Raw genomic sequence first — 14658 nt, 5'->3', positions numbered from 1 at the left:
TTAGTTAGTTAGTTAGTTAGTTAGTTAGTTAGTTAGACTACTGATTAAAAAGTACAATGCTAAAGCTAAAAACAGAATCGCCAGGATTATTCTGAAAATTTTTGGCTGTCCTTTAGGATTTGTTACGGTTCGTGGCTGTGACTTAAAAAGTTCTTCTGCTCTGTCTCTGAATTTCTCACCATCAGATTCAAAAACTTCGGTTATTGTAATTCCCTGAACTACGGTTTTATGTAAAAGTGAATTCGTTGCATGAAGCAACAATTGAAACTTTCCGTTCTTAAATTCTGTGATTTTAAAAACTCTTTCTCCGTAAGCTTTCTCAAGACCAAACGGTAAAACCTTCACCACATCAGCATTCTGGGTCTGCCAGGTTATAATAATCTCCTCTCCTTTTTTCGCGTGAATTTTGTTTGCTGTAAAAGTTTTAATAGAAGGCGGAACGGTATATCTGAAAGTTTTCTGCAGGCTTTCTAAATTCTGGTCATATGTGATTCTTCGTCCTTTATCACTTAACGTTTCGTAAGCCTCCTGAATTTCTTTGAACCGGTCTGCAAAAAAATCATCATCTTGATTTTTGTCGGGATGGTATTTTAATGAAAGTTTTCTGTAGGATTTTTTGATGTCTTCATCTGAAGCATCGTGAGGAATACCGAGAAAATAGTAGTAATCTTTCATGTAAGTGAATACAAAAATAAGGATTTTGTCACTGTGGACAAAAATAAAAAAGCCACGAATACACGAATTTTGTCACTGCAAGCGTGATGAAGTGTTTTTTCAACGCAAAGGTCGCTAAGTTTTTTTTAAATTATTGAAAATATTTTTCGTTCGCAGAGACATTTCACTCAGCAAAGAGGAATCTTAATTTTTAAATTTTATTCTCCTTTAAGTTTGTATTGATTTAATGTAAAAAATAATTCGTGCATTCGTGGCAAAAAACTCATTCGCTGCAAAAAAATTCAGGCGCGGGAAGCTTTGCTTTCCGCGCCTGAATTAACAATTTCAATTTAGTTTTATAAAGCTTACGCTTTGCAAGTATTATCTTTTCCGCAACATTTAGCAAATTCTTTTTTGAACTTTCCTTTTAGTTCCTGATATTGCTCATCATCCATTTCTCTGATTTTATCTGCCAATCCGAATGGAGATTTTTCTTTGATTCCGTATTCATCAAAAATACCTCTTACAAATCTTTTTCTTTCGATTACTTTTTTTGCAACTATTGCAACTCCGGCAACAGCAAGCGCTCCTAACACTCCTTTTAATACTGAATTTTTCATTTTCTTAAATTTTAAATTTTACTACTTCTTGTTTTTTATAGAGACGAATTCGTTTTAGTTTTTACTTTACTACTTCTTTAAAAATTCATCAAAATTAATTTCCCCAAACCCTAAAGGGTGTAATTTGATGAAGAAATTTCACTTCCTTTAGGATCGTGGAAAAGAAAATTTCTTAAACTATTCGTTATTTCTGTTGAAGAATCCGCTTGAACATTTCTGTCTCCAGACTTCTTTGAATTTTTCTTTTTCCTCATCAGACATTCCTTCCATTTTATGTCTCATGTGTTTTTCCTTCATATCTCGCATTCCTCTTCCGAATTTCCCATGAAAGCCTCCAAAAAGAATTTTACTTAAAATTAAAATTCCCATTGCCTGCCAATAATTAATGGTTTTTACACCGATAGTTTCGGGAAGAATGCAGTTCCAAAGCCACATCACGATGAGCGCAACGGCAAGGAAAATCAATGGCGGACATAAAATTAAAAGAATCCAGCTTTTTTTATATTTATTGTTCATTTTATTTATTTCTAATTATTTAAATCTTCGTACAATTGTTTCAATCTGTTTCTCAAATGCTTTACCGCATAATTTTTTCGGCTGATAATGGTCTTTATATTTTCACCCTGTTCATCGGCGATTTGCTGTAAAGTTTTATCGTTCAGTTCATTTTCCATGTAGACGAGCTTCTGTTTTTCCGGAAGTTCTTCCAACGCTTCAAACAGTTTTTTCCATATCTCATCCTGAAACATTTTCACTTCCGGTCCTGCGCTGTCGTCTAAAAGCAGAATATCTTTTATGGAAAATGTTCCGTCTTCATCTTCGTAGACAAAATCTTCTAGATTTTCGGTCTTCTTTTTACGGTATTTGTCAGTAATTTTGTTGGCAGTAACGCGGTACAGCCATCCGCCAACATTTACAATTTCAGAAAGATTGGTCAAACTGCTGAACTGATACCAAACTTCCTGCAGAATATCTTCTGCATCTTCGGTATTTTTCACTTTTGGTCGAATAAAAGACATCAACTTTCCACCGTAACTTGTTACGGTCTGAGAAATAATGTTTTCCTTTTCCTTCTGTGGCATTGGTAATTTTTCGACAATCTCCATATTGCTAGGACGACTGTGCTGTTTGTTTTACTTTAATAAATTTAAAATATTTTTTCGGATTTTCAATTTTTCGTTTGTTAATCACATTTTTGCCGTTAGATTTTTTTTCAGAAGCTTATACCGATATCCAATATTACTCCTCGCTCTTCGCTGGGGTAACCGTTTCTATACTGGCTAAAAACCACCCCGTCTCAATTTTCTTTAAAAAATTAATCCACCCCTCCAAAGGAGGGGAATTCTGTATATCTAAACATTGAGGAATATACATTTTGTCTTGCTCTTTCAAATAAAAAAAACGGAAAGCAAAAAGGAGGGGAATTCTGTATATCTAAACATTGAGGAATATACATTTTGTCTTGCTCTTTCAAATAAAAAAAACGGAAAGCAAAATACTTCCCGTTCAATTAATTATAAAAATTGTCTTCTTTTATTTGTTAAAATTCTCAGCAAAGAAACCTAACATCGATTTATAAAATTCAATTCTGTTAGGTTCTTTTCCAAAACCATGTCCTTCATCATATTTTACCATGTAAGGAACTTCAAATCCTTTGCTTCTTAAAGCTTTTACGATTTGGTCAGATTCATTGATGTTTACTCTTGGGTCATTCGCCCCCTGAACCACAAATAATGGTTTTTTAATTTTATCAATCTGAAAAACCGGCGAAACTTCTTTTGCTATTTTGGCTTCTTCAGGATTATCCAAATCATACCAGATTTGCTTTACCATTTCTTTATACGGCTTCCAGTATTCAGGGAAAGAATCGAAGAACGTAAAAATATTGGAAACTCCTACATAATCAACTCCACAAGAGTACAAATCGGGAGTTTTAATTAATCCCATCAATGTAGCGTAACCACCGTGACTTCCACCATAGATGGCTACTTTGTCTTTATCGACCCAGCCTTGTGAGATTGCATATTTTACGCCATCTTCTACATCATCCATCGCTTTACGGCCGATTTGTTTATATCCGGATGTTTGAAACTCTTTTCCGTAACCACCAGAAATTCTGAAATTAACCTGCAAAGTAGCGTATCCTCTGCTTGCAAACAATTGTGTTTCAGGATTGAAACCCCAATCGTCTCTTATTCCTTGCGGTCCGCCGTGAGGATTTACAATCAAAGGGACTTTTTCCCCATTTGTTGCTGCTTTTGGCAATGTAATATACCCGTGAATCGTAAGTCCGTCTCTGCTTTTAAACTCTATGGGACGCATTTCAGCCATATCTTCTTCTTTCAACTGAGGCATCAGATCAAAAAGGAGTTTGGTTGTTTTGGTTTTTGTATCGTATTCATAATACTTTCCATACAGTTTATCACTGTCGACAACAACCAATAGTTTTTCGTTTTTATCATCTGAAGAAGCAATTCCAAACTGTTTATCGCCAAATTCAGAAGTCAGTTTATCATGAATTTCTTTGTAAAATTTACTTACAGGAATGGTTTCATTTTTAATTCCGTTATAGCTGATGTAATCAAGCTCATAATTTCTGCTTTTCCCAGCCTGTGCGATTGAAGAAACATCAAATGTCGGATTGGAATAGACCTCCTTAATAATCGCATTTTTCTTTAAATCATACAATACAATTCTAGATTTATCACTGCCAATATTAGTTACCAGATAAACCTCATCTTTATTCTTAGAATTATCATTAAAACCAATCACGCTAAAAGTATCTTTCCAATCGGTCGACTTAACAAGATTAAATTTCCCTGTCTGCAAATCTTTGTAATACAGTTTGGTCGTCAAACCATTTTCAAGAATTGTGTATCCTCTAAGATTCCCCTGTCTGTCGAAAAGATAATCATCAATCGGACTTTTTACATCTTTATTTTCATACAACTGCGTAATTTCGCCTGTATTAAAATTGATTTTATACGGTTCAAAAATCTGTTTATTGTTCTTGTTCATGCTCACAATAACAAACTCAGTATCTTTAATCAGTCTTACAGAATTTAGCGTAATTCCTTCAAATGGTGTAAGATCTTTTAAGTTTTTACCGTCAATATCAGCGGCGTATAAGTGGATATTTTCGTTTCCACCTTTATCCTGAGTGTAAAACAGGCGTTTTTTATCAAGCCATCCGTAGCTTCTTATTAAATCATCTTTTTCAACCAATGCCTTTGTAATTTCACCAGATTTCAGATCTTTTACATAGACATGATTTTTACTGTCTTTATCCTTTTCTTTATACGACAGGTACTGCCCGTCGGGAGAAAGTTTAAATTGTGAAGCTTTCGGCCTGGCAAAATAATCTTCTACCTTATACTTAAAATTTCCTTTGTCGTAAGAAATAAGCTTTTCTATCGTAGCTTTTGATGAAACCAATGTCGGGTCGCCCGGCAATTTTTTATCAGTAGTTTGTGCATTCATCATGAGACTTGTGATTACCACTTGCGTAATACCTAAAATTTTGGAGTTTAAATTCATATTTCATGGATTTGGTTAAACGATATATTTATAAGACGCTTCAAGTATATGAAACGTTACATCGTTTATCGCTAATTTGTGAAATTAAGTATGAATTTCTCTTAAAAAAATTATTCAACAATAAAATGGAATTGCTGTTTTTTCTAAAAATATCGTGCTTTATTTTTATTATTGATAACGAAAAATTTAGGTTACATATTAAAAAGGAAGTCAAAAATGACTTTCCTATTTTATTTATTGATTATTGATAGATTGCTATATTATCTTTTTCCAACTTGTATCCTGTTTCAGTAGGTGTCAAGATATATTTTCCTTTTTTCCAGATATCTTTTTTACATCTCTTTTTGAGAATAATATTTTCACCGGGTAACAATACTTCAGCTTTTCTCTTATTATCACTAAAGATAATTGCCGCCATCGAAGACGAACTATTTTTCTGATCTATTTGGGTCATTTTAATTTCCTGCTCAAAAACTCTTACACAATTTTCTTTAATTTTCGAATAAGTGTATCCTGCAGAACCAATACAGCCATGAGAATCTCTGTCGCTACCTGTCTGAGCAAAACTAAAAGCGCAAAAGAAAATTGCACCTGATAATATTACTTTTTTCATAATTTGTATGTTTAAAACTGTAACTATAATGGAAAAACTATACCAAAACAAAAAAGCCACTCTCTCGAATGGCTTTGTATAAATTTTATTTTGTCCAGTGGATTTTTGAATGTTTCACCTCTTCAGAATTTGTACCAATCATGATGTCAAATTCTCCGGATTCCCAATCGTATTTTAAATCTCCGTTGTAGAATTTCAGGCTTTCTGGAGTGATGTCAAAAGTAATCTTTTTAGATTCTCCTTTTTTCAACATTACCTTTTGAAATCCTTTCAATTCTTTTACCGGTCTTGTGATGCTTCCCACCATATCTCTGATGTATAGCTGAACTACCTCAGCGCCATCATAGTTTCCTGAATTCGTCACAGTAACTGAAGCCTGAATTGTTTGATTTCCTTTCGGATTTGCATTCGAAACCGTTACATCAGAATAATCGAATTTAGAATAACTCAAACCATATCCAAACGGATATAACGGCGTATTACACTCATCCATATAATTGGAACGGAATCTTTCGTATACACATTTATCTACTTTATCCTGAGCTAAAGGACGGCCTGTATTCTTAGCATTATAATAAATCGGAACCTGACCGAGACTTCTTGGGAACGTCATCGGAAGTTTTCCTGAAGGATTTACTTTACCGAAAAGTACATCAGCAATTGCGTTTCCAGCTTCTGAACCTGCAAACCAGGCATTCAAAATAGCATCAGGAGCATCTTTTACATTGGTTAATGCCAAAGGACGACCTGTGAAAAGCACCATTGCGATCGGTTTTCCTGTTTTTTTCAATTCATTCAGTAAATCAACCTGAGATTGAGGAATTGTAATTTCAGTTCTTGACGAAGATTCTCCGCTCATTTCTGCAGATTCTCCGATTGCCAAAACAATAACGTCAGCTTTGTTGGCAATGTCAACCGCTTCTTTTAATAACGCTTCTTTTGAACGATTATCTCTATCGGTTTTCTTACCGTGAGCCGCATAGATATCTTCTAATTTAGCATCGTAATCAATGTTGGCTCCCTTTGCAGAAAGGAACTTCACATCTTTTCCATAATTAGCCTGAAGACCCTGCATTAAGTTAACAGAGATTGCATGTTTTGTAGCTACACTCCAAGTTCCCGCCATATTCAGAGAGTTGTTTACCAATGGACCAATTACTGCAACAGTTCCTGATTTTTTCAAAGGTAAAACCTGGTTTTCATTTTTCATCAAAACCATCGACTGCGCTGCCGCACTTCTTGCGATATTACGGTTTTCTAAATTGTAAACTTCTTTAGCCGCTAACTTTGCATCGCCGTGTTTGTAAGGGTTATCAAATAAACCCAAATCGTATTTAGCTTCAAGAATTCTTCTTGCTGCCATATCAATTTCGGCCTGCGTTATTTTTCCTTCAGCTAAAGATTTTTTTAAAGTGGTTAAGAATCCTTCACCCACCATATCCATATCAACACCGGCTTTTAAAGCTAAAGCAGAAACCTGCTGAAGATCTCCCATTCCGTGTTCTACCATTTCGTTGATCCCGGTATAATCGGTCACTACAAAACCTTTGAATTTCCACTGGTTTCTTAAAACCTCGGTCTGTAACCATCTGCTTCCTGTTGCAGGAATTCCGTCTACTTCATTAAAAGAAGCCATTACAGAAGCTACACCTGCATCAACAGCTGCTTTATAAGGTGGAAAATATTCATTGAACATTCTTACGTGGCTCATATCCACCGTATTGTAATCTCTACCCGCTTCACCTGCTCCATACAATGCAAAATGCTTTACACAAGCTAAAATATTGGTTCCGTTCGCTAAATCTTTTCCTTGGTAACCGTAGACCATATTTTTAGAAATTTCGCTTCCTAAATACGGATCTTCACCAGAACCTTCTGAAACTCTTCCCCATCTTGGTTCACGGGAAATATCTACCATTGGCGAGAATGTCCAGTTGATTCCGTCTGCTGCAGCTTCTTTTGCAGCAACTCTTGCTGACTGCTGCACCAAATTCATATCCCATGATGCTGCTAAGCCTAATGGAATAGGGAAAGTAGTTTCATACCCGTGAATAACATCCATCCCAAAAATCATTGGAATTTTAAGACGGCTTTTTTCAACGGCAACTTTCTGAACTGCTTTAATTTTATCTGCTCCTTTGATGTTGAATAATCCACCAACTAAGCCTTGTTCTACTTTTTTTCCGATGTCTGAACTTTGAGCCTGACCTGTTGTAAAATCTCCGGAAGTCGGTAAATTTAACTGGCCAATTTTCTCATCTAAAGTCATCTTAGCCAGCAAAGCATCAACAAAAGCCTTTTTCTTTGACTGATATTGAGCGGTCTGATAAGACTGAACCGGCTTTGTTACCATTTCCTGTGCTGAAAACACGGGAGCTAATGCTAAAGTCGCAATTACAATAAACTTTTTCATATATCTTACTTCTTAAATTATATTCCTTTTTGTTTTATCAATGATTCTATTTAAAGCAAAGAAAAACTAAATAGTTAATTTTTCAAAGATTTTTATCATTTAATTACATTATTTATCTTTTTCTTGGACAACATCCAGTCGTACAACGCTGGATTTGAATAAGTAGAGTCCCAAGAATTGTGATTATCGTTCGGGAAAATTATCAATTCGGCAGATGGGTTCACCGGATGAAGTGCTTGGTAAAAATTAAATGCATTTTCCGGCAGCACGACATCATCCATTCCGCCGTGATAAATTTTCATGTTTAAATCTTTGTATTGATGAATATTGGCATACATCACACGATCTGTCGGTGCACAGACAGAAACCACAGAAGCAAACATTTCGGGATGTTCCATTGCGAGTTTTAATGTTCCCCATCCTCCCATCGAAAGCCCGGTGAGGTAAATTCTGGAAGCATCTATTTTATATTTTTTCTGAATTTCTTTAATCAAATTATAAACACTTACCGTATCCCACCAAGTATTTTCAGGACATTGAGGCGCTAAAATTGCCACGGGTTCTTTGATCAGATTTTTGTATGTAAAAGGACTGTGCGCTTTTACCAACTCGAGATTACTACCTCTTTCTCCTGACCCATGAAGAAAGACAATCAAAGGAACGTTTCCTTTTGCTTTTTGAGGATAATCTAAAATATATGAGATCTTTTCGACTCGTTTAACTTCTTTATTCAGTTCTGCTTTGATTTCCTGAGCATTTAAGCTTAAAGAAAATGGTAAAAGCAAAAGTGGTAAGTATTTTAGTTTTAAATTCATATTTCTTTAGGTTTTGGCTAAAGCCGTTTGATTTTTGGTTTTGGTTAAAAGGGCTAAAGCCCGTTTCTATTGATAAACGTTCTATTCTTACTGCATTTTTAGCCCCGATATGAGCGACATCCTTTTGTTTTGCGACCGGAGCGAAGCGGAGGTCGTAACACAAAAGATACAGCGGATAGCGGGAAATAGCTCCTAAAACTATTTAATATTATATTTTTCTGATGTAAAGCTTAATTTTTTTAATCCTTTCTGGATTTCAGGAGCATTCATGAATAATTTCCATAAAAATCCTGTTCTGTAATTCTCGATCATCGGGGCGATAGTTCCCTGATCAATCGCTAAATATCGTGGCGTCGTCCAATTATCATAATTGATCGATGTTGCATCGTAAGGACCTGCAGAACCGATAAATTCTGGTTTCTGAGTATAGATAAATCTCAAAAAATCCATTGATTCTTTGGGAGTATAAGGAAAACTGCTCAAAGCAGCCGTCGGAGTGATGACTCCGTGATCATTTTGCGGGAAGTGAGCATTATAGCCAACGCTTCCGTCTTTATTTCTTGAGTAACCAGCCGTTAATCCCCAATAATTTGATCCGTAACCTTTCCATTGTTTTGGGTTTTCGACACAGTATTTGTAGTCAATTAAGACCTGATTTTTATTTAAATCGAAGTAATTTTTAATTAATTTATCCGATAAATTGGTAGGATCTAAGCCGATATAGGAATATTGAGCCCAAAATAACGGTCCGCCATATTCTTCGGCTCCGTTGTGTTTTACGTACATCGGAAGACCGTATTTTTCTTTGTCTGAAAGATAGGTTCCGTTTCTTGTCCAGCCTTTGTAATACGTCTCGGCATCGATAGAATATGTAGGCGACGAGGCTGCTAAAATGTAGGTAATTAAACACTCATTATAACCTTCTAAAGGAAAATTCATTTCCCATTGATATTCCGGTGACCAGTGCCAATACAGTACTTTTTCACCTCCTTTAGTATACCAGTTCCACTGAATTCCTTTCCAAAGTTCATCACACTTTTTGGCAAGAGCTTTTTCTTCGGCGTTTCCGTTTTTGAAATATTCTCTCACCTGAATAATTCCTGTGGTAAGAAATGCGGTTTCCACCAAATCTCCGCCATTATCTTTTTTTCCGAAAGGAACGGTTTTCCCGGTTTCTCCGTTAATCCAGTGTGACCAAGCTCCTTTATGGCGATCTGCTTTTGCAAGGAAATCCATAATTGTCATCAATCTTTTCACCGCTTCTTTTCTTGGAACAAAACCTCGCTCAACACCCACTAAAATAGTTGCTAAACCGAATCCTGAACCTCCGGTAGTGATGACATGTTTATCGTTATCCGGATAAATATTGTCTTCATGATAACGCTCTCTGCCCAACATAGAATTGGGTTCTGCATAATCCCAAAAATACTTTAAAGCATCTTTCTGGACTTTATCCATGAGTTGCTCATCAGTAATATTAGATTTTACAACTGATTTTTGGGCAGATTCCTGTTTTGCAATTTGAGAATTTTTGCAAGAAACGGCAAGTAATGACGCGGCTGCAATTGAGAGTATTATCCTTTTCATTATATCAATTTTTAAACTTAAATACTAAAAGAAGAGGAGAACTTTCATTCTCCTCTAAATATATTTGATTATTAATAACCAGGGTTTTGAGCTGATAGCCCACCAGACTCCATAATAAAGTCTTGTGGAAGAGGGAACAACTCATGTTTACCAACTTTAAATACTTTTCCACCGTCAGCTGCCATAGCTGCTACAGCCTGACCTGTTCTTACCAAATCAAACCATCTGTCATGTTCAAAAGCGAATTCTAATCTTCTTTGCTTCCAGATATCTAATCTTACATCAGTTTGAGAAGTAGCAGGAGTATCTCCTATATTAGCTCTATTTCTTACTTGATTTAAGAAAGGAATAGCCGCAGAAGTCTGTCCTAATTCGTTCATTGCTTCAGCTTTTATTAGAAGAACCTCAGCATATCTAAGATAACGAATGTTTACGTCTGTAGATGCTTGGTCATAATATGCTGAAGAGTATGCTTTATAATTATAGTATTTATTTTCAGCGTTGATGTTAACAACTCTGTTGTCATAAAGAGACATTCCTCTGTGCATAATAGTTGCATCTCTCCTTTTATCATCATTAGAATATGCATCATATAATCCTTGTGATGGAGTAGCAAATCCCCAGCCCCAACCTCCGGTACCACGAGGTGACTGAACTTGAGTATATTGTTGTATTGCGCGACCACTAACAGCACCAGATCCTTGAATTTCAAAAATAGACTCTGCATTATTTTCTCCTGAAACTTTATAAATATCAATAAATTCAGGTGTTAAAGAATATCCAACAACTTGGTTTGTTTGATCAAGAGCTAATTGCCATTTTTTCTGATACAAATAAACTTTAGCCAATAATGCATGTGCAGCACCTACAGATGCTCTCCCAGCATTGTTACCTGTATAAACTGATTTACTAGGCAATGCTTCAATAGCGTCTTGAAGATCTTTTTCTATAAATGCATAAATTTGTTCTTTCGAGACTCTCGTAAGCTGCATTTTTTTATCAGCTTCACTATCTGGATTAGGAACGTGATCAATTAGAGGAACTCCACCAAATGATTTTACTAAAGTAAAATACATAAATGCTCTCAGGAATTTAGCTTCACCCATTAATCTAGCTCTGAGAGCTGGATCAGCTTTATCTAATTGAGGAATATATAAAAGAGCTTGATTCGCTCGGTTAATCCCTTGATAATTAGAAGCAAACAATTCTTTAAAAGAAGGGGTGGTAGCTGTAAAGTTTAAAGCATCTAGAATGTCTTTATCTGAACCGTTATCTCCTGAACTAGAACCTTTATCTGCATCATCTGAAACAATAGAGGTAACACCAATCCAAGCAAAAGTGCTCATATTCCAATCTAAAAATTTTGCATAGATAGAATTTACAAAATAAGTGGCACCATCATTATTATTAAATTTTTCAATATCACCAACCGTCATTGATTCTGACGGAGAAACATCGATAAATTCTTCACTACAGCTTTGTGTAAGTGTCCCCGTTATTAATAGCATTAACGAGACAATTAATATTTTATTTCTTTTCATTTTTTAAAAGTTAACGTTTAAACCAAATAAGAACGATCTTAAAGTAGGGTAAGTATTCAATTCTACCCCAGCTAGTCCGTAAGGATTTCCTTCCGCATTAGAATCTGAAGCACTGTATCCAGATAATTCAGAAGAGTATCCCGAGTATTTTTGCCATACTACAGGATTGATTGCGCTTACATATAATCTAATAGATTTTACATTTTTAACGACATCATTGATTGTGTAACCAATAGAAATATTGTTAATTCTAAAGTAATCTCCATCTTCTAAGAAAAATGTAGATGCAATAGGTACAACAGTCGAAGGTGCAGGATTTGCAGCATTTATATTAGAAGGAGTCCAGTAATCATTTGCAACTGATGCTTCGATATTCTCTCCACTTATTCGTTGTGCTTTTTTACCATTATACACTTTGAAACCAAATGCACCATATCCGCTTGCTGCAAAATCCCAGTCTTTATAGCTTAATGCTACATTAATTCCTAAAGTAGATTTTGGAATATAAGAATCAAAATATTTTCTATCACCAGCATCTCTAACTCCATTATTATTTAAATCTTTAAATTTTAAATTCCCTTGTGAGTCATAACCATCTGCTTCATATAAATAGAAGCTTCCTAATGCATGGCCAACTGTTGTAGCATTGAATAATTTAGTCCATTCACCATTACTCAAATCACCTCCACTTAATTGGGCAACATTTTTACTAGTATCAACTCTAGTTAATTCATTTTGGTTCATTGAATAATTTGCACCTACAGAATACTTCCAGTCTTCTCCTATTTTATCGGCCCAGTTTAGAGAGAATTCTAAACCTTTATTTACTACGGATCCCATATGTGAATAATATGTTTCAGACTGTCCAGAAGTTAAATAATTAGAAATCCCTAAAATCAGATTTTTAGTTTCTCTATTATAGGCATCTACTGAACCTGTTAACCTATTATTTAATATTCCGAAATCTAATCCAATGGATGTCTCTTCTGTTATTTCCCAACCTAATAGCGGGTCATATCCTTTATTAACAGTAACACCATTGCTTACAACGCTACTATTTCCAAAACCATAATTATAAACTGTACCTGAATTAAGAGGTAAATAATTTAGCGGGACTCTTTGGTTTCCTAATCTACCCCAGCCTCCTCTTAGTTTTAAAAGATTGAAGAAGCCATCTTTCATGAAATCTTCTTCAGACACTACCCAGCCTGCACCAAATGATGGAAACGTTCCCCATTTTTGGCCTGCAGCAAACTGAGAAGATCCGTCACGCCTTACCGTAGCACTTAATAAATAACGGTTCATTAGTTTATATTGTGCTCTTGCAAAATAAGAAATTGTTGTATTTCTATCTCCCGTTACCGAAGCTAAATTTTGCACATTATTCACATAATCAAAACCACTAAGGTTCCAATAATTTTGGTCGGTTAGCAAAAGATTTCGTCTCGTAAGATTTAAAGATTCAACACCATTAATTACTGTCGCTTCAGTACCTATGGTTGCTTCAATATCATGTACACCAAACCTTTTATTGTAAGTTAAATAATTTGTTAAAGACCAGTTATAATAATCTTCTTTCTTGTTTACTAAAGTATTTCTTGCATTATTGTTATCAAAACCACTAACAACTCTTGTAGGATCTGCAGCCAACCAAACCGCAACTGCATCTGTAAAGTTGTAAGATCTATAATTTCCATACTCACCACTAAACTGAGATGTAAATTTTAATCCTTTCATGATATCAACATCCAGCTTTAATCCTCCTTGCATAATCATACCTTTACTTTGTTGATTATCAAAAAATAACTGACTTGCAGGATTTCCGACATTATTAAATTGAGAACCTGTATAATCAACAATACCACTTGGGTTAACTCTAGGAATACCAAACTGTCCTGAAGCATATCGCACAGGAACTATCGGAGACTGTTTGTAAGCTGTTGTAAAGGCATTTAATGGTTTGGGAGTATCTTTTGTAAAAGCTACACTCAAATTTTGTGATAATGTAATTCCTTTAGCAATTTTAAACTCGTTGTTAGTTCTTATTGTTGAACGATTATAGCTTGTTCCTTTAAGAATTGATTCTTCATCGTAGTTATTAAAACTTAAGAAGTATTTTATAGACTCACCAGCACCTGAAATTGAAACATTATGCTGATTATAAATACCTGTTCTTGTAATTTCTTTATTCCAATCGGTATCAATAGGCTGGTTTAAAGAGAATTTATTTTCTTTAAGTGCAATGTTATTAAAATTAGCAAACTCATTAGCATTAGCCATTTTCACTTTTCTCAAAGGATTTCTAATACCAATTAAACCATCATAAGAAACACTAAGTTTTCCCCTTCCTGATTTTGTAGTAATAATAATAACACCATTTGCAGCTCTGTTACCATAAATAGCTAAGGCAGCTGCATCCTTAAGAATATCGTAAGTTAAGATATCATTAGAATTGATATTGTTGATATTATTGGCAAACATTCCGTCTACAACGTATAGAGGTGTTCTTCCTCCCGTTACCGTACCCATACCTCTTATCATCACAGTAGGAGTAGATCCGGGCATATCAGAAGCCGTTACCTGTACACCTGCTGCTTTTCCTTGAATAGCTTGTGAAGCATTTAAAACTTTTGTTCTAGTAACTTCTTCAGCACTGATTGAGCTAATCGCAGTCGTATTATCTACCTTTTTACGACTACCATATCCAATCATCACAACCTCCTCTATTTTCTGCTCTTTCGTAACAGTGTCTTTAGGAGCAACCTGCCCATTGACATTCATCCCAAAATAGAGAACGGCAATAAGACAAGAGTACTTTAAATTAGTTTGTTTCATATAGTTTAATTTTATCTTGTATAATCAATTTTGAAAAATAAGC

At 35.1% G+C, this 14658-nt stretch carries 11 protein-coding genes; all 11 read right to left on the bottom strand.

Features of this window, described 5'->3' with window-relative positions:
* Window positions 1-24: 24 nt before the first annotated feature.
* The 11 genes from OH814_RS04870 to OH814_RS04820 all read right to left on the bottom strand — a co-directional run bounded on the left by OH814_RS04870 (window position 25) and on the right by OH814_RS04820 (window position 14615).
* Entirely contained in the window at window positions 25-675 is a 651-nt protein-coding gene (locus OH814_RS04870; RefSeq protein WP_308827336.1) for a DnaJ domain-containing protein, read from the bottom strand.
* Between the two features lie 344 nt (window positions 676-1019).
* On the bottom strand, window positions 1020-1274 hold the full coding sequence (locus OH814_RS04865) for a hypothetical protein (RefSeq protein ID WP_076559558.1): 255 nt from the start codon (window positions 1272-1274) through the stop codon (window positions 1020-1022).
* A 177-nt stretch (window positions 1275-1451) separates the two neighbouring features.
* Window positions 1452-1790 (bottom strand): hypothetical protein, encoded by a 339-nt coding sequence (locus tag OH814_RS04860; protein WP_308827335.1) that lies wholly within the window; start codon window positions 1788-1790, stop codon window positions 1452-1454.
* An 11-nt stretch (window positions 1791-1801) separates the two neighbouring features.
* Window positions 1802-2356, bottom strand: coding sequence for an RNA polymerase sigma factor (locus OH814_RS04855; protein ID WP_228418915.1), 555 nt, complete (start codon window positions 2354-2356; stop codon window positions 1802-1804).
* 451 nt (window positions 2357-2807) lie between these two features.
* On the bottom strand, window positions 2808-4811 hold the full coding sequence (locus OH814_RS04850; protein WP_308827334.1) for a S9 family peptidase: 2004 nt from the start codon (window positions 4809-4811) through the stop codon (window positions 2808-2810).
* A gap of 241 nt (window positions 4812-5052) precedes the next feature.
* Window positions 5053-5424, bottom strand: coding sequence for a hypothetical protein (locus OH814_RS04845; RefSeq protein WP_308827333.1), 372 nt, complete (start codon window positions 5422-5424; stop codon window positions 5053-5055).
* An 85-nt stretch (window positions 5425-5509) separates the two neighbouring features.
* Window positions 5510-7837, bottom strand: coding sequence for a beta-glucosidase BglX (bglX, locus tag OH814_RS04840; protein ID WP_308827332.1), 2328 nt, complete (start codon window positions 7835-7837; stop codon window positions 5510-5512).
* A gap of 95 nt (window positions 7838-7932) precedes the next feature.
* Entirely contained in the window at window positions 7933-8652 is a 720-nt protein-coding gene (locus tag OH814_RS04835) for a prolyl oligopeptidase family serine peptidase (RefSeq protein WP_308827331.1), read from the bottom strand.
* A 198-nt stretch (window positions 8653-8850) separates the two neighbouring features.
* Complete coding sequence (locus OH814_RS04830; RefSeq protein ID WP_308827330.1) at window positions 8851-10239, bottom strand: glucoamylase family protein; 1389 nt, start codon at window positions 10237-10239, stop codon at window positions 8851-8853.
* Window positions 10240-10310: 71 nt separating this feature from the next.
* The gene (locus OH814_RS04825; RefSeq protein WP_308827329.1) at window positions 10311-11780 is read right to left on the bottom strand and encodes a RagB/SusD family nutrient uptake outer membrane protein; all 1470 of its coding nucleotides are present in this window, start codon (window positions 11778-11780) and stop codon (window positions 10311-10313) included.
* A 3-nt stretch (window positions 11781-11783) separates the two neighbouring features.
* Window positions 11784-14615 carry a SusC/RagA family TonB-linked outer membrane protein gene (locus OH814_RS04820; protein ID WP_308827328.1) on the bottom strand — a complete coding sequence of 944 codons (2832 nt, stop codon included), beginning with the start codon at window positions 14613-14615 and terminating at the stop codon, window positions 11784-11786.
* Between the last annotated feature and the right edge of the window lie 43 nt (window positions 14616-14658).

Source organism: Chryseobacterium sp. CFS15, assembly GCF_031118795.1.
In the GTDB taxonomy this organism is placed as follows: Bacteria; Bacteroidota; Bacteroidia; order Flavobacteriales; family Weeksellaceae; genus Chryseobacterium; species Chryseobacterium indoltheticum.
This window is presented reverse-complemented; position numbering and strand designations above follow the sequence as displayed.

Bases quoted from the DNA above. Each gene is read 5' to 3' on its own strand.
- OH814_RS04870 (WP_308827336.1), bottom strand. From the start codon at position 675: ATGAAAGATTACTACTATTTTCTCGGTATTCCTCACGATGCTTCAGAT.
- OH814_RS04865 (WP_076559558.1), bottom strand. From the start codon at position 1,274: ATGAAAAATTCAGTATTAAAAGGAGTGTTAGGAGCGCTTGCTGTTGCC.
- OH814_RS04825 (WP_308827329.1), bottom strand. From the start codon at position 11,780: ATGAAAAGAAATAAAATATTAATTGTCTCGTTAATGCTATTAATAACG.
- OH814_RS04855 (WP_228418915.1), bottom strand. From the start codon at position 2,356: ATGCCACAGAAGGAAAAGGAAAACATTATTTCTCAGACCGTAACAAGT.
- OH814_RS04830 (WP_308827330.1), bottom strand. From the start codon at position 10,239: ATGAAAAGGATAATACTCTCAATTGCAGCCGCGTCATTACTTGCCGTT.
- OH814_RS04835 (WP_308827331.1), bottom strand. From the start codon at position 8,652: ATGAATTTAAAACTAAAATACTTACCACTTTTGCTTTTACCATTTTCT.
- OH814_RS04820 (WP_308827328.1), bottom strand. From the start codon at position 14,615: ATGAAACAAACTAATTTAAAGTACTCTTGTCTTATTGCCGTTCTCTAT.
- OH814_RS04860 (WP_308827335.1), bottom strand. From the start codon at position 1,790: ATGAACAATAAATATAAAAAAAGCTGGATTCTTTTAATTTTATGTCCG.
- OH814_RS04850 (WP_308827334.1), bottom strand. From the start codon at position 4,811: ATGAATTTAAACTCCAAAATTTTAGGTATTACGCAAGTGGTAATCACA.
- OH814_RS04845 (WP_308827333.1), bottom strand. From the start codon at position 5,424: ATGAAAAAAGTAATATTATCAGGTGCAATTTTCTTTTGCGCTTTTAGT.
- bglX (WP_308827332.1), bottom strand. From the start codon at position 7,837: ATGAAAAAGTTTATTGTAATTGCGACTTTAGCATTAGCTCCCGTGTTT.